General features: G+C 37.3%; 19 protein-coding genes and 1 pseudogene. 2 read left to right on the top strand and 18 right to left on the bottom strand.

Annotated features, from left to right (window positions below; genetic code table 11):
* Positions 1-70 precede the first annotated feature (70 nt).
* Both LI951_RS00710 and LI951_RS00705 read right to left on the bottom strand, forming a co-directional pair.
* Positions 71-892, bottom strand: coding sequence for a YwqG family protein (locus LI951_RS00710; protein ID WP_229440952.1), 822 nt, complete (start codon positions 890-892; stop codon positions 71-73).
* A 188-nt stretch (positions 893-1,080) separates the two neighbouring features.
* Positions 1,081-1,251 (bottom strand): annotated as a pseudogene (locus tag LI951_RS00705) (DUF4368 domain-containing protein); the annotation flags it as partial.
* A 239-nt stretch (positions 1,252-1,490) separates the two neighbouring features.
* On the opposite strand from LI951_RS00705, the gene LI951_RS15025 reads away from it, so the two are divergent.
* Positions 1,491-1,622: a hypothetical protein gene (locus tag LI951_RS15025; RefSeq protein ID WP_267491675.1), complete on the top strand. Its 132-nt coding sequence runs from the start codon at positions 1,491-1,493 to the stop codon at positions 1,620-1,622.
* A 468-nt stretch (positions 1,623-2,090) separates the two neighbouring features.
* Here LI951_RS15025 and LI951_RS00700 read toward each other — a convergent pair whose 3' ends face one another.
* The 4 genes from LI951_RS00700 to LI951_RS00685 all read right to left on the bottom strand — a co-directional run bounded on the left by LI951_RS00700 (position 2,091) and on the right by LI951_RS00685 (position 6,552).
* Entirely contained in the window at positions 2,091-3,296 is a 1,206-nt protein-coding gene (locus tag LI951_RS00700; RefSeq protein ID WP_229440950.1) for a hypothetical protein, read from the bottom strand.
* Positions 3,297-3,310: 14 nt separating this feature from the next.
* Positions 3,311-3,622 carry a hypothetical protein gene (locus LI951_RS00695; protein ID WP_229440949.1) on the bottom strand — a complete coding sequence of 104 codons (312 nt, stop codon included), beginning with the start codon at positions 3,620-3,622 and terminating at the stop codon, positions 3,311-3,313.
* Positions 3,623-4,197: 575 nt separating this feature from the next.
* Positions 4,198-5,088 carry a phosphate ABC transporter substrate-binding protein PstS family protein gene (locus tag LI951_RS00690; RefSeq protein WP_229440948.1) on the bottom strand — a complete coding sequence of 297 codons (891 nt, stop codon included), beginning with the start codon at positions 5,086-5,088 and terminating at the stop codon, positions 4,198-4,200.
* A 300-nt stretch (positions 5,089-5,388) separates the two neighbouring features.
* Complete coding sequence (locus LI951_RS00685; protein WP_202066088.1) at positions 5,389-6,552, bottom strand: pyridoxal phosphate-dependent aminotransferase; 1,164 nt, start codon at positions 6,550-6,552, stop codon at positions 5,389-5,391.
* Positions 6,553-6,726: 174 nt separating this feature from the next.
* Between LI951_RS00685 and hisC the strand changes: the two genes are divergently transcribed.
* Entirely contained in the window at positions 6,727-7,776 is a 1,050-nt protein-coding gene (gene hisC, locus LI951_RS00680) for a histidinol-phosphate transaminase (protein ID WP_229440947.1), read from the top strand.
* Between the two features lie 107 nt (positions 7,777-7,883).
* Here the strand turns inward: hisC and LI951_RS00675 are convergent, their stop codons facing one another.
* The 12 genes from LI951_RS00675 to LI951_RS00620 all read right to left on the bottom strand — a co-directional run bounded on the left by LI951_RS00675 (position 7,884) and on the right by LI951_RS00620 (position 17,718).
* On the bottom strand, positions 7,884-9,479 hold the full coding sequence (locus LI951_RS00675; protein ID WP_229440946.1) for an Mbeg1-like protein: 1,596 nt from the start codon (positions 9,477-9,479) through the stop codon (positions 7,884-7,886).
* A complete protein-coding gene (locus LI951_RS00670; RefSeq protein ID WP_229440945.1) occupies positions 9,479-10,156 on the bottom strand; it encodes a hypothetical protein in 678 nt (225 codons plus the stop codon). Before LI951_RS00670 ends, LI951_RS00675 begins: the two co-directional genes overlap by 1 nt.
* A gap of 248 nt (positions 10,157-10,404) precedes the next feature.
* On the bottom strand, positions 10,405-10,695 hold the full coding sequence (locus tag LI951_RS00665; RefSeq protein ID WP_202066079.1) for a hypothetical protein: 291 nt from the start codon (positions 10,693-10,695) through the stop codon (positions 10,405-10,407).
* Between the two features lie 10 nt (positions 10,696-10,705).
* Complete coding sequence (locus tag LI951_RS00660; protein ID WP_202066077.1) at positions 10,706-10,993, bottom strand: hypothetical protein; 288 nt, start codon at positions 10,991-10,993, stop codon at positions 10,706-10,708.
* The gene (locus tag LI951_RS00655) at positions 10,986-11,393 is read right to left on the bottom strand and encodes a hypothetical protein (protein WP_202066069.1); all 408 of its coding nucleotides are present in this window, start codon (positions 11,391-11,393) and stop codon (positions 10,986-10,988) included. Before LI951_RS00655 ends, LI951_RS00660 begins: the two co-directional genes overlap by 8 nt.
* A gap of 48 nt (positions 11,394-11,441) precedes the next feature.
* Positions 11,442-11,738, bottom strand: coding sequence for a WXG100 family type VII secretion target (locus LI951_RS00650; RefSeq protein ID WP_202066061.1), 297 nt, complete (start codon positions 11,736-11,738; stop codon positions 11,442-11,444).
* A 131-nt stretch (positions 11,739-11,869) separates the two neighbouring features.
* Positions 11,870-12,766: a LysR family transcriptional regulator gene (locus LI951_RS00645; protein ID WP_202066059.1), complete on the bottom strand. Its 897-nt coding sequence runs from the start codon at positions 12,764-12,766 to the stop codon at positions 11,870-11,872.
* A 12-nt stretch (positions 12,767-12,778) separates the two neighbouring features.
* Positions 12,779-13,483, bottom strand: coding sequence for a carbonic anhydrase family protein (locus LI951_RS00640; RefSeq protein WP_202066057.1), 705 nt, complete (start codon positions 13,481-13,483; stop codon positions 12,779-12,781).
* A 1,174-nt stretch (positions 13,484-14,657) separates the two neighbouring features.
* Positions 14,658-15,296: an orotate phosphoribosyltransferase gene (pyrE, locus tag LI951_RS00635; RefSeq protein WP_229440944.1), complete on the bottom strand. Its 639-nt coding sequence runs from the start codon at positions 15,294-15,296 to the stop codon at positions 14,658-14,660.
* Positions 15,297-16,013 (bottom strand): orotidine-5'-phosphate decarboxylase, encoded by a 717-nt coding sequence (pyrF, locus tag LI951_RS00630; RefSeq protein ID WP_229440943.1) that lies wholly within the window; start codon positions 16,011-16,013, stop codon positions 15,297-15,299.
* Positions 16,010-16,939: a dihydroorotate dehydrogenase gene (locus tag LI951_RS00625; protein ID WP_202066050.1), complete on the bottom strand. Its 930-nt coding sequence runs from the start codon at positions 16,937-16,939 to the stop codon at positions 16,010-16,012. Before LI951_RS00625 ends, pyrF begins: the two co-directional genes overlap by 4 nt.
* Positions 16,936-17,718 (bottom strand): dihydroorotate dehydrogenase electron transfer subunit, encoded by a 783-nt coding sequence (locus LI951_RS00620; protein WP_202066041.1) that lies wholly within the window; start codon positions 17,716-17,718, stop codon positions 16,936-16,938. Before LI951_RS00620 ends, LI951_RS00625 begins: the two co-directional genes overlap by 4 nt.
* Between the last annotated feature and the right edge of the window lie 38 nt (positions 17,719-17,756).

Below are 17,756 nucleotides of genomic sequence, written 5' to 3'. Positions count from 1 at the left end.
AGCGCATAAAAAAATGCTTCTCCCTCAACTGCTTGTTTATTTACAAATAATTTTTTATTTTCTGATAACTTCAACTGCAATCCCAGTTGTATAGGACATTGGAAAAGTTTTTCTCTTTTAATTCTTGATAATTGATAAAGAAATTACCAATACCAACATCTCCCCAGATAATTGGCCAGCTCCCATTTTTTGATTCACTATCCAATTGAAACAACAGCACATCATAGGTATCATCTGTTCTTGGATCTTGTTGTGTAAAGTATGAATAGCCGCCGATTTTACTGCCGGAAGCTCTTTTAGTCAATTTATTATAGATTTTTTCTTTCTGTTCCTCATTTTCAGCCACATCTGCCAGCCAGTCAAACAGATCTTTCCCAAATTTGTTTTCAAAATCAAAATTATCTCCGCATTGATATTGACTTTCTTTTGTTCCTTCCATTTTGAATTCTCCACTAACCACTTTATAGAGTTCGCCTGCTTCTTCTGCTTCTACCAAAATAGCAAGCTGCTGTTCTCTTGTATATGAACCTTTTGAGCAGTCTTCAAAATACAAAACTCTGAAACCGATCTGATTTGTTTGATCAGAGAAATCTAAACCCATTAAATCATCTGTGTAATCCACATAAAAGCTGAGAATTCCTTTTTGAGGAAATCCGTCCAGTTTAGGCAGCTCTTCAAAGTTAATCTGAGCCAACAAAAACAAAGGTACCCCTGTATCTCTGTTTCTTGGATAGTCCTGGTCAACTGGTAAATACCCCACACCGCCAGCCTTGCTTGCAGCCAGATCAAGTGACCCCCTATCACTGATTTTCAGCTTAATAAACTCACGCTTCGTTTCTTTATAACGCTCCCACCAAATCTCAGGCAACAAATCCTTTAATTCATTTTCCAAATCTTCACGTCCCTTCCTCTCTATTGTAACTTTTTCACAAACCTCTGTAAACACTGAGTTTATCAAGGGTTCAGATTGTGAATATCGTTTCCGGCTCTCTGTACTCAAAAAAGAGCAGCTTTAGCTGTCCAGTCACGTAGCAGTCGTTAATATTCAGATAAGTGAGTAACCGTAACACTACTCACTTTTTAGTCTTTCAGATTGCCGATAAAGATGTCAATAGTCAAGATGCGGTTTCGCTTTGTCCCTTCGGGCTTGTGAATCACATTCTTATCTAGTAACTCGTTAACACTCTCCACGTTTAGAGCTTCCAGTCGAGTATATTTTTTTACTCTATCCATAAACCGTGAAACATCTAAGCTTTGATTTTCCTACGTAGAAAGGCTCTCTTTGACTATTGAAATGGTTTAGCTAATTGATTCTGTTCTTTTTCTCGTAAGTCTGGCTCATCTTCATAAGGTATTCATCAGTCAGTTTTCCAGATAAATGATCTTCATACAAACGCTGGATAATTCGATCAATTTCTTCATGGCGCCGTTCATCAGAGGTTGTGACAAAGCTTCTCCATGCGACGAGTAACTGCAGGAGCAAGCTTTTTGTGCGACGAGTAACCGCAGGAGCAGAAGTATTCTATCTCAAGAACCAGGTAGGTATCATCTACTCTGACAGGTCAATCGTAGTGATTTATGTCAATAAGTCGGACTATACGAAAATTGTCAAGGAACACTAGTCATAAAATGACTAGCTGTGAATTGATACCTCCCTGGAGCTACTCATATTTTCAGTATCGTTCGACTTATTTCCAGAACTGCTGTCTCTACGCGTCTAACGATTCTCGAGACAAAACATTACGCTGTATCCATTTTTCTGCGTCTACGGTTTTCACTACACTTCGTTTCGATCTCATCAATTTCTAAACGGCAAATTTTTTCATCGAAAGTCTATCTGTCTATTAAAATGGACAGAACAGACTGTAGACAAAAAGGAGCTGGTTTGATTACCAACTCCTTTTTGTCTACAGTCTGTATAGCGGAAAAATAATAATAAGTCGATAAAGGATTCAACTTTCTATTTATAATCGCACACAGTGTATTTTGTTGCAACACAAGGCTATTTATTTATAATAAAGAAAAACAACTGACGGTGATGGTCAGTTGTTTTGGGTTATAGGTTATTTATTCTGACTGCTTTTACATTGCTAATAGAATAATTTTTTTCCTTTCCAAATAGCAGCTTCATATGAATACAAAGTGGACGGAACTGTTGAATAATTCATATATGTGGCAGAAGCCGTCCAACCATTTGATAATATAATGAAATTATTCATTGTTTGCCCTCGTTTACCAGTCATTGTTCCCTGAACAAATACTGTGTGACCTGAAACTCCACCACCATTTGTTTTATTATAAAAGACACTAAGTGCTACAGGATAACTCTGAGCAATAGCATTTTGAATTAACACAAAGCTTGGGGAAGGCGTTGTAGTCTGTGTTAATGTTACACCTTTCTCCCTTGCATAATTAACTAGTGCTGGTCCGATATAACGAGTTTGTGTCAAACCTTCATTACTTGTATAGGCAAGAGTCCATAATCTATCATAAGCAGCTTTATATTGACTTTCTACAGCTGTACTATAAAAATTGTAAGAACTTGCAATTGTAGCTAATGCAACTACCGCACAGGCATACTTTTTGTTAACTTTCAGCGTATAATCCTGAGTAATAGAATTAAACTGTCTAAGGTAGTATACTGAAGACATCTGAAAATCAGAAGGATAATCTATGAAAAACTCAGATGAATGACCATACATTGCTGAAGTAGCGTATTTTTGAGATTCTTCAACAACATTTAAAGCCTCCTCAGCTACAGAATCTTGATAGTTCTCAAATTCTTGTAAGGTTAACTCTTCACCATCGGACCTAAATACTTCGTCTTCAACTACTACATTATACTCTGTAGGCATCGTCTCTAAAATTTCAGCATTCGTATCATCACTAACTTCATTTGAAAGCTGTTTTGTCATTTGAGTATAATAATCAGGAACTCCTCGCTCTATACTAAACTGAGAAATATAATCATCTTGCAATCTAAAATCAATGATTACATAGCCATATTGCTCTGTATCTAAATTAAAGGCAATATCATAACCAACCGTTACACCCTCAACATCCCGAATAGGAGTCGTCGAACCGATAGTTAAATCTAGCGTTGGTTCAATAGTTTTAGCAAAATCTAAAGCCAGCCTAGACGCTACCTCTTCATTTCCAACAACTTCCGCTCCTTCTTCAATTTTTGAAACATTATCATCAGAAAACGAAACAGTTTCTGCACGGGCAACATCTAAATTTATAAAAAAAGGTGCTATAACAAAAAAAATACTGAATAAAATTTTTGACCTTTTCATAAAAAATCCCCTATCTAATTTACTTTTTTTATGCTACTTAACGAGTTTATTTTATAAACTCTTGTATCAGAATCAATTGTCCCTTTTCCATATGTTAATTCTATCTGATCATTTACTGTAAACATACTAACGAATTTATTCACACTGTCTAGAGAAGCCGACTCACCATTTTTATCAAAGATAACATCAGAAAAATCTAAAACTAAAGTAGAAAGTTCCTTAGTTTTATTATTCAAAATTAAAATTTCCATCTCATTCTTTTCGGATATATATGTTATTCTACCTTCTAAAATTTCTGGAGGCTGTTCGTCAACATATGAATTCATTTGATAATTTCCTTTCTTGTTAGTACACCCTGCTAAGAATACTAGAATCAACACAACAAATATGAATAGTTTAAAAACCGTTTTCATTTATTTGTATCAACAGCTCCTCACTTATTAATAAATATAAGTTTTACTTTATTATGAGTATATTATTTTGTAAATGACATAAATGTCTTGTTAGAAACATACATATTATATCAAGGGTATTGAAATCCACTTAAAGCGACTGAAAACATCTCCAAAGAGACAATTTCAAATGTTTTGCCTATTAAAACATTGTATGTAGGAAATAGGATAGCAAGGGAGTAATTAAGATTATGAGCGAAAAATGAATACTGTCAATTTTTTGACGAGAAAATATATTTTTAGATATTTTTGATAAGCTTGGTGCGACAAGTCATTTCAATAACTATTAGTCTGTGTAGAAGCAAAAAAGGTAGCGAAATTGACACTCGCTACCTTTTTTGGGGTTATAGGTTATTTCCGGCTCTCTGTACTCAAAAAAGAGCAGCTTTTCAGCTGCTCTTTTAATTAGGAGTTAGTTATCATTTCAAACAGTTTATTATTCGCTGCCTTTAGTTTTTGGTTACTTCACCATCAACACTTCTTTCTACTTTCATATCTGTAATCGGCAGATAGCCCAACTCTTTAACAATGGTTTGCTGAACATCGTCACTGACCATGTAATCAAGGAATTTCTTTACTCCAGCATCCGGCTCGCCATTCGTATACATATGCTCATAGGACCAGATTGGCCAAGAATTGTCAGCCACATTTTCTTCTTTTGGTTCTACTCCATCCAAGCTTAATGCCACGGTGGTATCATCCATGTATGAAAATGCCAGATAGCTGATTGCTCCAGGTGTTTGAGCAACAATTTGTCGGACAGTTCCTGAAGAATCCTGTTCTTGCGATTTTACTGCTTGTGCTCCATCAAGTCCCCACTTTTCAAATGTTGCTCGGGTACCACTTCCTGAAGGTCGATTAATCACTGCGATTTCCTGATCTTTACCGCCAACCTCTTTCCAATTAGTTACTTTTCCTGTAAAAATTTCAATCAGCTGCTCTTTTGTCAGCTCAGTTACACCAACATCTTTGTTGGTAACCGGTCCCATACCAACAACAGCTACTTTGTGGTCCACCAGTTTAGAAGCATCGATCCCTGATTTTTCCTCTGCAAATACATCTGAATTTCCAATTGTAACAGCTCCGTCAGCAATTTGAGAAAGTCCTGTTCCGCTTCCTCCCCCTTGAACCGAAATGGAATAATTTGGTTCATCTTCAACAAACTGATCCTTAGCCGTATCAACAAGTGGCTGCAAAGCGGTTGAACCAACAGCTACAATTTTTATCGGATCGCTTGATGCCGAGCCGGAATTAGAAGCTTCACTTCCGTTAGAACTGTTACAGCCTGCTAAAAGCACCCCAGCAGTAATCACTAAAGTCGTTAATAATCCTTTTTTCATTTCGACACTTCCTTCATAATTAGTTACAAGCACAGTCTAACAGGTGATTGTTAATCCTCATCCAACTTTCTGTAAATTTCACGTAAAGAATGTAAAAATTAAGTGTAGTCTACTGACTTTAGTCGACTAAAAACAAGAAAGCTCAATAAATCCATGCTGTTCTTATCTTTTGAACAGCTTCGAAAGACAGCTTTCTCTCACCTTGAACTTTCAAAAATGGTTAGCATGTAAATCAGCTGCTTCGATTACATAAGCAAAAAAATGCTGTTTCTTTTTTAGTGAGAAACAGCATTTTATCAATTATCGATTCATATAGACAGCCATACGCTTCATTGCTTCTTCCAGACGTTCCATATCAGCAGCATAGCTGATGCGGATGTATCCTTCGCCTTCCGGACCAAAGGCGATCCCGGGGATAAGTGCGAGTGCGCATTTGTTCGCCAGATCCAAACAGAATGCCATTGAATCTTGTTCATAGCCGTCTGGAATTTTAGCAAAAATATAAAAAGCTCCATTTGGCCGTGCAATCTCAAATCCCAAAGATGACATCCTATCATAGACAAAGTCTCGTCGTTTTCGATACTCTTCCTTCATAATCAGTCCATCATTCATTCCTTCAACAAGTGCTCTGACAGCTGCTTTTTGAGAAATAGTTGATGCAGCTGTAACTAAATACTGATGGACTTTAATGATTTCAGCAGTAAATTCTTTACTGGCGAAGATAAAGCCAATACGCCAGCCAGTCATTGCATGCGATTTAGAAAGACCGTTGATAACAACTGTTTGCTGTGGAATATACTCCGCAATAGACACATGAGAATTATCATAAGTCAGTTCGCTGTATATCTCATCACTAATTACAAATACCGGATATTTCTTTAAAACTTCTGCCAGAGCCTGAACTTCGGCCCGATTATACGTAACTCCAGTTGGATTACTTGGATAATTTAATATGACCGCTTTTACGGACTCCCCATGAACCGCCATCGCCTGATCAACCATTTCCGGTGTTAGCACAAAGCCATTAGAGGTTGTATCAATATAAACAGGGTCAGCCCCAGCCAACGTAATAACCGGTTCGTAGCCAGGATAGATGGGGGCAGGCAACAGTACTTTGTCCCCAGGTTCAAGAATAGCCAGCAAACTTGCTGAGATAGCTTCAGTTGCCCCAATAGTTACTAATATCTCAGAAAAAGGATCATATGAAAGTCCATATTTTTCCTTCATAAAACAGGCTGCTGCTTCTCGAACATCTGAAAGTCCGGCCATACCCGAATAGTGAGAAAAATTATTTTCGATTGCCTGCTGCCCCGCTGTTTTCACATGTTCGGGTGTATTGAAATCAGGTTCTCCCAGGGTCAGCTTCAATATATCAGGAATTGATGAAACTTGCTCATCAAATTGTCGAATAGTTGAGACAGAAATTTTATAAACCTGTGAGTTAAACTTTTGTGTTAAATCCATCATTATCGCTCCTTTTCACTTGCACATTATAGTACCATATTCTTTTTGAAAATGAAAATCCTATTTAAAATCCGAATCATTTACTATCCGTATTCTCATTTTCAGCTTGCAATTAAAGATTCTTTTCTTTATAGTAGAGAAAATTGAACCTTATAGTAGAGAGGCAGTGGACAAATGAAAGGCATTCGAAAAATAGCTCCTTATATACCGGGAACCCAGCCGAATATTTCCGGAATGATAAAAATAAACACAAACGAGAATCCCTATCCGCCATCACCTAAAGTTTCCGAAGTCCTTAAGAACTTTAAAACAGATAAGCTAAAACTTTACAGCTCACTGGATAACCAACCTTTGAAAGAGGCTCTTGCAGCAAAACACAATGTTCTTCCTGAACAGCTGATGATTGGCAATGGTTCTGATGAGGTGCTGGCTTTTTGTTTTCTGGCTTTTTTTAACAGTGGTGATCCGATTCTCTTCCCTGACATTACCTATGGTTTCTATAAAGTCTGGGCAGATTTATTCTCTATTCCTTTTAAAGAGATTCCTTTGAATGAAAACTTTGAAATTGATTTTTCCGATTACAATCAAATAAATGGCGGTCTTATAATCACCAATCCCAATGCACCGACAGGTTTATTTAAAACAAAAAATGAAATCAGAGAATTGTTAAAAAACCATTCTGATGTAATTGTTATTCTTGATGAAGCTTATATAGAATTTGCGGAAGATTCGATGACTTCTTTACTAGATGAATTTCCTAATCTGATTATTATTCATACACTCTCAAAATCCCAGTCACTTGCCGGTCTCCGAATTGGATATGCAATGGGAAATCCTGAATATATTGCTATTTTGGAAAGTGTAAAATCTTCGTTTAATCCCTATTCAGTTGACATGCTTGCTGAAGCACTGGCAACTGCTGCAATTCAAGATAGTGAATATTATCAAAAAATAACGGGCAAGATTTGCCAAACCAGAGACTGGTTTTCTCAGAAAATTGAGGAAAGCGGCTTCCGTTCTTTACCTTCTCAAACAAATTTTGTCCTTGTTTCACACGATAAAGTCAAAATGAATGAGCTCTTCCAATATCTCGAAGAAAAAAATATCTTTGTCCGCTACTTCACCAAGCCGGAACGCCTGAAAAAATTTCTTCGGATTTCTATCGGTACAGAGGAAGAAATGAAAAGAGTAGCAGCTGTATTGGCAAACTTTGTCAGTAAATAACCAAGATTGAGACAGAGAAGCTAGGTCTAATCTTAAGTATTGGATGGAAACTGAAGCAGTTCCATCAGTACAAAATTTAGATCTTTGTTCTGTCTCTTTTGTCTTTTTTAAGTAATCCTTCTGGAAATTTCTTTTAAAGACGATAAAATTTCCTCCGCGCTATTTTTAACCTCTTCCATTTCTTGAGCAAATTTTGCTTCTGTTTCATATACCTCATCAAAAATCCGATGAATCTCCATTGCAGAAATTTCCTGAATATCTATGATTTTCCGATAATAGTTCATCAGTTCCTTGCTGTTTCCCGGAAAATCTATCCCACCTAAAAAATATTGGTCAATACGATAAAAGACATCCCATTTCGTGATATCCCAAAATGGTTCGTCTTCTACTTCTTCCACTAATGCCAGCAGCTGATCTTTGGTACGGTGAGTGAAATCCCGTGTCAAGTCTGTAAAGCTTGTTCCAGTTAATCCATCATAACCATATCCTGTGATGCTGCTGATCATTAGGCTGCCAATGTTTAATCCAAGTATAGAGTTTAGAAACAAAAATACTTCGGAACTGTCGATCCCCTTTTGCTTCTGCAAATATCCTTTTGTTAAAGTCATTGTTCTCTCTATAAATCCGTCAGGCATTTTTGAATAATCTTCTCCATACGCTTTATCTCCACTCTGAACCGCAGACATTACCGAATAGCAAACGTAGCACCAATCCTCTTCACGCATATATTTGTTAAAATACAGCAGTAATCTCTGTACTTCTTTCATGGCTGTGCTTTGTTCTGTGACATCATTTAGAATCAACGTATCCTGTTTCGTGACTACAAACATTGAATAGGGAGAATGCCAGGCACCTGCTTTGTGTGCAGCTATATTTCCGCCTACAATTTTTGCCCATTCCAACACAGCCTTTCCTTGACCAAACCTCTCCTCCCTTAACTTCTCAATAGTTACATGTTCACTGCTGCTTAGAGCGAAGGAGCTTTTGTCCATGATTCCCAAACTTGTGGTTGAAGAAATATATTTGCGGTTGCCGGCTATAGGAAACAATAAAATATTTACAAAGTCATATTCATTACTAATATTGGTGATTTTATTTTTATTTACTTCAATTTGTTGCTTATATTTTAGTAAAAAGCTCTGATTAAATCCCTGACCGTCAAACGAGTAAACATGTTCTAGCTGCTCACCTCTTAATACACCTATATATTGGGCTTTATTCCCACCTTTTGAGTGCCCGGATACATAGATTTTATCTCTTCCATGTTGAATTCTCATCTTGTCAAAATAATCTAATGCCAGTTTTTGCTGCTCTGTATCTGTTATTTTTGTATAGCCGCCAATCCCATTATCACGCCACTCCAAATCTCCAGCTGTTCCTTTATATAGGATGATTAAATCCTCCCCATACGCAACGGCCGCATTCGTTACCCTCTGAGAACCGCTTTCATTTGCGTATTGTTCATTATTTATATCTCTTACAATCATCTGATGATATATAGATTTATTTTCTTTAATTGTGTGAATGACTTTTTGAAATTCAGTTTTAGACATTTCAGCCGGTTTTCTACTGTCATCCAGATTATCTGAATCAAATTGTACCGCCCATTCATAAATACTCATGTTTTCTGCCTGATTAACAAAATCATTTGTATAAATTATGGCATTCAGAATTAGTAATTCACTTTCTGTCGGCTGTGCCACTACTTATCTTCCCTGCCTTCAGTTCTATCTACTTTTCCCCAAGATTCTCTTAACTCAAAAAGCAGGCTTTCGGTAGGATAGTTATCACCGTTCTTCTTTGTTTCAAATCTGTCATTTTCTATATCCTTCTGGTAATCTGCTTCAAGATACGCATTAATACTGATTATTCCAATAGCAACGTTTTCTTTTTTTATTTTTTCTACTATTTCAAAAAGTTTATTTTCCAGCTTCTCTTTATCCTTTTCTGATGTCACAGGAACATAAAGTACCCCCATAATTGTTGTGCTTTTGTTTGCATACTTTTGAAACTCCGGAAAGGTCGTCTCTTTTGTAAAAAAATTGGGGTAAACCTGGTTATAATGAATAACCAGCTGATATTTATCAAAATAATCTTTTATTATGTCATCAAATAATTCATAATAGAACGGCTTCATCAAATAACCGATATATCCATCTTCATAATGCTGCCCATCTTCATAACGGTAAACAACAAAAGACTCTTCAGGATCGCCTTCTTTTGGATAGGCAAGCATGCTCTCATGGTTCGGCTGAGACCATGAACGATATTCGATTGAATGAGAAATAAATTCTTCTTTATACTTTTCTTCTAAATACTGTAATATTTCTGTCTTAACTTCCTCACGCGATGGCAATTTCTGGTTGATTGTTTCGTTCATCCGTTTACATCCCCCCATTAAAAGTATGTGTACTAAAACAATGGTCACAAAAAATCTTTGCATTTTCGTCTCATCCCTAAATAGTTAAAATTGAATATATCACTCATTTTATAAAACTGCTGACATTCAAAAAGGGGCCTCTTTTCTTATCTTTTTCAGAATAGGCTTACATGTTGTGTTGTCTACATTCTGATTCCATTCATTCCAAACCCATTCCAGTTATTAGCTGCCTTTTACTTTTCTTCTATTTATTCTCCAGTTATTTTTTTAGCCTGTACCTGATCTGTTTCCGTAAATCCTTCAATGATTTCTTCTAAAAATCTGATTGATTTGTCGGTAATTAGTTGAAGCTCATCTGCACCTTTAACAAGAATAGCCAAACACTGGTTTAGCATCTCTGTTGCCTGTCCCTGACTTTGTGTAAACAAATGTTCGGTAACATATCCTCCACAGGAAATTTCATTTACTTTTACACTGATGCTCATCAAGCGATTTTTAAGCAAAGCCATTTCATCAGTCTCTAAACTTATTTTCTCCATCTCATCCTCCTTAATAAATGAATTGATCCTTTTGATCGATTTCTTCAATAAATAAATAGCTTTTTCCGTTTAATGTTTCCGCAAGATTTTCAGCTTTTCCCGCGATACAGGCTATCTGATCAGCAAACTGTTTAAGTCTTGCAGAAATCTGCTGATCCTCTAAAGCCTGCGTGGTGACAGATATAAGAATTTCCTGAACTTCATTGCATATTTCACTGATCGCTATTAAATAGGTGATTAAAGATTTTTCAGCGAAAATAAATTCGGCATCAGCAATGAGCAATTCTTTATTAGCCATATCCCTCAGCCCTTTCCAGCTTCATTAAATTAGTTAAGGAAAATAATTGAGATTCATTTCTGATTCTTTGCTGCTTTAAATCGGTTATCTCCTGTTCCAATTGATAGATGATTCGAGTAATTGCCAAGTGCTCTTCTTCTGATTTTTGATAATATTTTTTACTCTCAAGTATCAGTTTACCCATAAATTCTCTGTACCCGCGATAAAAATTCAGATCGAACGCATCGGATGAAACCTGTTCAATTCTTCTGTTTCGTTCGTAAAAGTTCCAACTGATGTCATCCATCTGTGCAGTATGTTGTTTTTTTAAATGGTATAAGTCGTTCAAATCCTGTTCCTTTTTTCTAATTTGATCCTCAATATCAAAGATCTGCTGCTGTAAAGCTCTATTCTCAAACAAATATTCTTGTTCTTTTATGCTTCTTTTCTCCTTTCCTCTATTTTGATATTAAAAGTCCAGCTTACCGGCAAGTATATGATCTCTTTCTTTCATTACCATGATCGACTCCTTGATTTGCTTCTGCAAAATTTCAATTATTTTTCGCGTCTCTTCAAAGCTTGGTTTTAGATTCTCAAATCTTTGACAATAGGCTTCAGCTGCACTTCCTTCCCAAAATTGCGGAACTGTTAGGAGCATCTCATCCAAACTGCTTATACACTCTTCATATTTCTCTTCCTGCCTGTAAAGTTCTGAAGAAATGCGAAGTAATTCTGAATAATCAAGCTGTATTCTTATTTTAATCATCTCCTGTCGTAATAAAGATACGCAAAAAATAAATTTTTCAACAGATTATTAAAAACAAATCGAAAATCCAGATTCTCCAACTTAGGAAAATAAAAAAAGACTGAGAAAAATCTCAGTCAAACATCGTATTTTTACTTAGAGATAATTGTTTTTAGCTCATTAATAAAATAAGTTAAAATAGCACTTTTTTGTTGATTCTTCTGATAAATAATACAGATTTTGTTCTCTTCTTCCTGAACAAGAGGGATCAATTTAATCTCCTTCTTGGTAAATCCCGTAAGAATTCCAGAGCCTGAGGCATAAGAATTGGTTTCAGCCAAGATATTCATCAACGTTCCACGATCGTTCACACTAATAACTATATCCTGTTCATTTTCTTCCACCAGATCTTCAGACAAATACGAAAATTCACTGCCCTCCTGAATAAATCGAACCTGAGGATAATGTACCAACTGCTCAAGTGTTAATTCTTTTTTATGAGCAAGGGGATGATGATTGCCTAAAAAAATATGAGTATCAAAGCAGCCGACCACATCATATATTAAATTAGTTCCAGATAGGTGGCGTTTAATGCCAGAGCGATTGCTGCTATTTAAATACAAGATGCCAAGTTCACTGTGATAACTTTTTACATCCTCAATAACTTTCAATGTCGTTGTCTCAAAAAGACGAAATTCTTTATACTGATTGCCAAACTTCTGAACTGTTTTTGCCATTATACCACCTAAAAAATCATAATGTTGGGAAGAAATGGAAAAACGTGTTTCTTTTTGCTGATGTTGATAGCGATTTTCAAGCAGAGATAGTTGGGTCAAAATTTTCTCAGCAGATTCTAAAAAGGCAATACCCTCTTCTGTCAGCAAAGCCCCTTTATTAGTTCGTGTAAACAAGTTCACACCTAATTCGTCTTCCAGCTCTTTGATTCCATTAGAAAGGCTCGGCTGTGTAATAAACAGCTTTTTTGCTGCTTCACGAAAACTGCCATTATCTGCCACAGCCACCACATATTTCATTTGTTTAATATTCATGTGTTTTCTCCATTATTCAACCAAATAAATCTTTCGCTTATTTCTGCTTTGTATCGGCCGATTATTAAATTCCAACATATCTTTTTTTAAGTTTTTAACCAGCTGACGATCAATTTCTTCTACTTGTCGAAAAACAAACCATGGAATCGGGCCTTTCGTAGGAGGTGTTGTCAGCGATCCTATGTAATGATAGTGTGTACGCTCATTTGGCAAAAAAAGAACAGGATTAAAAACAAAATCATGTGCTCTTTCACTCACTTCAAGCAGTCTTTTCAATTTAGAAAACTTTTCTGTTTTATCTACAAGTTCAAAAAGACAGCCGACAACCAGATTTTGTCCTTCCTCATTCATATGAACAAGGTGAAATTCTATTGGATATTGAACCTCTTGAAGCAGATGTTCACTCGGTGTATGAAAGTGAATGTCTGTTAAACGATACTGCTGATTCTGATGAACAACATAGCTTTCTGTATTTGGCGGAACAAAATGCATGGTATTTTTAAATTCCTTTTCGGTAAAGGTTTCCTCTATATAGTGGAATGTCAGGCTGTCTACTGACGATTTTTTTTCATCTATTATTTTTTCTGAAAGCATGATTGGTGACTGATCGGGAAAAGCTGCTCCCTGAGCAAACCAGTCGCACAGAGTATGCCAGTGTTCCGTTCCTCTGTCTCCTGAATAACTCCATTCTACATCCATATTTCTAATTTTCTTCATAAAACCCTCCTGAATCAGAAAAATTTATTTTGATAACTGTAGCGTATTTCAAATTTTTAGTCAACTGATGAATACTTTGCACAGCAAACATGCAGTAAGTTTGCTGAATTGGTTCTAATAAGAGGGAAATGAAAACAGATAGCAAAGCATATATACACACTATAAAAAAGCTTCCTAATATATTTATGTTAGAAACTGAAAAAATTAAGCACGGCAAGGAAGAGCTTCGTTTTCAGCACGGTAATTGCTGTTTAAGCAGTTAGAAAATTTGCTGCAACACTATGCAGATACCTTCTTCTGTCCCTGTATTGAATCAATGTGTATATCACTCTAAACTATAGCATTTTTTGAATCATTGTCTAGTGTGCTGACCGAATTAAAATTAAGCTTGGCTTCTAAATCCAAGAAACGTATTGCCTATCCAGTAGTATTACATATGAGACTACTGGATAGGCAATGAGTATTTGCTAAAAGTACAGGAGTAAGCTATACAAAAAAATATTAGACATGTGCCAATATAAATGAACAGCTGCTCCTATTATGAGATGAATGTTTACACATAAAAAAATTGTCGTACGTATACAGCTGTCTCTTTGTATATGGAATAAATTTATCCCCTTCAGAGCTTCGCATACTAGTAATCTCTTAGTGATGAACATAAATGGTTGCCCATTTATTTCAACCAGAGCATTACTACCATCTCACTAGTTTATTTATCTTAGTGAGACTGGCAGCTACCTCCAAAAAGTGATTGAATATTTACACATTCCTCAGATTGTCAGCTCGCATACCATCCCACTAGATATTCCTGCATCAGTGGGACTGGCAATTTCACTAGATATTCCTACAAAAGCGGGAAATCCTTGTATCTATGAGTCTCACTACAACTACACTACACTTCGTTTCGATCTCATCAATTTCTAAATGGCAAAGTCACTAAAAATTGAAGGACTTCGTTCGATTCTTGATACAAACGTGTCTACTTGGAAAAGCGTTGGCATGTCTTGTATGTGGTTATAAGACATGCGACGAGCATCCGAAAAAGCGTAGAAGCACGCTTTTAATACAGGTTTAAAGCTGTTTGTTCTTGTCATTGAAGTATACAGGTTAACATTTTCTATCATTGAACATCATTTATAAATTATTTTTAATTATAATTTATAACATTGTCAGATCACTGGTCTTTTTGCCATGCCTCCGGGTTCTTTTTCCATTCTTTCAGAAGATCCAAATCTTGCGCTTCTATATAATTTGCCTCCAATGCTGCCTCCAGCAAAGTAGAATAGTTCGTTAAGGTAACCAAATCCATACCATGTGAAGCAAAATTCTCCTGACCTTTCGGCAGTTCATAGGTGAATATTGCTGCCACTCCTAAAACATCTGCTCCTTCACGCTTGGCTGCTTCTGCAGCTTCCAATACACTTCCGCCAGTAGAAATCAGATCCTCGATAACAACCATTTTCTGACCCTCAGTGATTCGACCTTCGATCTGATTGCCTTTACCGTGTTCTTTGGCTTTGCTGCGAATATACACCATAGGCAGATTCAAAATCTCTGCGACCCATGCTGCATGAGGAATACCCGCAGTGGCTGTCCCTGCAATCACCTCTACATCGGGAAATTCAGCTTCAATTTTGTCAGCCAAGCCTTGAGCGATTTCTTTACGGATCATCGGATAACTCATTGTAATTCGATTGTCGCAGTAAATAGGACTTTTAATCCCGCTTGCCCAAGTGAATGGTTCGTTTGGACTTAGGAATACTGCTTCAATTTTCAGTAAATCTTTTGCGATATTTATTGCTGATTCAGTCATTTATTTCTCTCCATTCCATTCTTTTTTAATAGAAAGATATGCCTCATAAGGATTGTCGCTTTTTGTTACTGGTCGCCCCACGACAATATAATCCGAGCCGATTTTTTTTGCTTCCTGAGGTGTCATCACACGTTGCTGGTCGCCAATCGCACTTCCTGTTGGACGAATGCCGGGAGTCAGACAAACGAAATCCTGATTTGTTTTCTTTTTAATCGTTTCAACCTCCCAGGCGGAACAAACTACACCATCAAGGCCTGCTTTTTCAGCACATTCTGCATAGTGCACAACACTCTCTTCCAGCAAAACGCTGATCAGCTGATCTCTCTTCATTTCTTCTTCACTTGTTGATGTAAGCTGTGTAACAGCTATTAAGACTGGCGTCTCAGCACCTTCCTTAGTCCCAGCCTCAAGCCCTCTTTTGGCAGCTTCCATCATTCGTATTCCTCCAGCAGCATGAACATTGGTCATATCCACACCCAATTTGGCTAGACCTTTCATTGCATATTCCACTGTATTGGGAATGTCATGTAGCTTTAAATCTAAAAAAACAGAATGTCCGGAAGCCTTAAGCCATTTAACAATTTCCGGTCCTTCCTGATAAAACAACTCCATTCCCACTTTTACATAAAGCAATTCCTCTTTTGGAAAGTGTTGCAGAAAATCTTCTACTTCCTTTCTTGAAGGGAAGTCCAATGCAACGACAGGTCGGCTGTTCATGACTGATGCTCCTCTCTGACTTCTTTAATTAATTCTTCCAGTGATTCAATTCCTAGTTCTCCCATGCGAACAGGCAATCCCTTAATTAATTTCGGGCAAATATACGGATCAGTAAAATTAGCAGTTCCAACCCCAACTGCACTGGCTCCGGCCATAAACATTTCAAGCACGTCGTCTACTGTCTGGACTCCGCCCATGCCAATAATCGGCAGTTTGGAAATTTTGGAAACCTGATGAATCAATCGAATTGCCACAGGTTTGATTGCTGGTCCTGAAAGTCCTCCCGTACTATTGGCTAAAATCGGACGCCGCGTTTTTAAATCAATCCGCATACCAAGCAGTGTGTTGATCATTGTAAACCCATCTGCACCGCCTGCTTCAATTGCCTGAGCAATAGGAGTAATGTCTGTTACATTTGGAGATAATTTAACATACACGGGAACCTTTGCCACTTTTTTCACCGATTCAGTCAGTTGAAAAGCAACATCCGGATCTGTTCCAAAAGCGATCCCCCCATGCTTTACATTTGGACAGGAGATATTTAATTCAATTGCTTTAACATTGGGCGCATCGCCGATTTTACTGCAAACCTCCACATAGTCTTCTTCGCAAGCACCTGCGACGTTGGCAATGATCGGCAAATCATATTTTTCCAAAGCTGGCAGTTTCTGGGTCATCACAGCTTCCAGACCGGGATTCTGCAGACCAATGGCATTTAACATTCCACTCGGTGTTTCAGCTACTCTAGGCGTAGGATTTCCAAAACGAGCTTCAGCAGTTGTTGCTTTTATCATGATTGAACCAAGTTGTCCGATATCATAATAATTTGCATACTCCTCTCCAAAGCCAAAACATCCGCTGGCAGGAATAATGGGATTTTTCAGTTCAAGTCCCGGCAAACTCACGGCTAATGGATTTTTCATCATAATACAACCTCCGTTGCTCTAAAGATTGGACCTTCGTCACAGACTTTAACACTTTTAACACCTGTTGCATCATCGGGAACATGACAGACACAGGCATAGCAGGCACCCATTCCACAGGCCATCCGCTGTTCCATTGACAAAAAGACATTTGGATTATCTGGAAATAACTGAGCTACAGCCTTTAACATGCCATTGGCACCGCACGCGAATACAGCAGCAGGTTCTTCATCTTTTAAAGCATCCAACAATAGATTACCGACATTTCCGTTTATGCCAAACGTTCCATCGTCTGTCGCAAAACGTGTATCCCCTAACGCAATGAACTCATTTTGAAAGTAGGAAACAGCCTTTGAAGCATATCCAAGAAAGTGGACAACCTCAACACCTTTTTCTTTTAGCTGACGGGACAGCTCATATAAGGGAGGAATGCCAATGCCGCCGCCAACAATATAAACCTTTTGTCCGGCTTCCAAAAACGATACATCAAAACCGTTACCCAGAGGTCCCATCACATCCAGTTTTTCACCAACAGACATGTTGGAAAAATAAAGGGTCCCATCACCTTCTGTTCGATAGATAATTGTACATGTTTTCTCTTCTTTATCAATCTGATTGATGCTGATTGGTCTTCTGAGCAGAAAATCTTCACGCGGGACTTTAATGTGTAGAAACTGACCGGGAATCCCCATCTCATTAACCAGCTCACCAGATAAAGTCATTTGAAAAATCCGCGGTGCCAGTTGTTTCTGTTCAACGATTGTCATCATTTCCTGTTTCATCTGCTGACTCCCTCCATAATATTCTTGTACCTGTTGAT

It is taken from the genome of Enterococcus sp. BWT-B8, assembly GCF_020567625.1.
Lineage (GTDB): Bacteria > Bacillota > Bacilli > Lactobacillales > Enterococcaceae > Enterococcus_L.
This window is presented reverse-complemented; position numbering and strand designations above follow the sequence as displayed.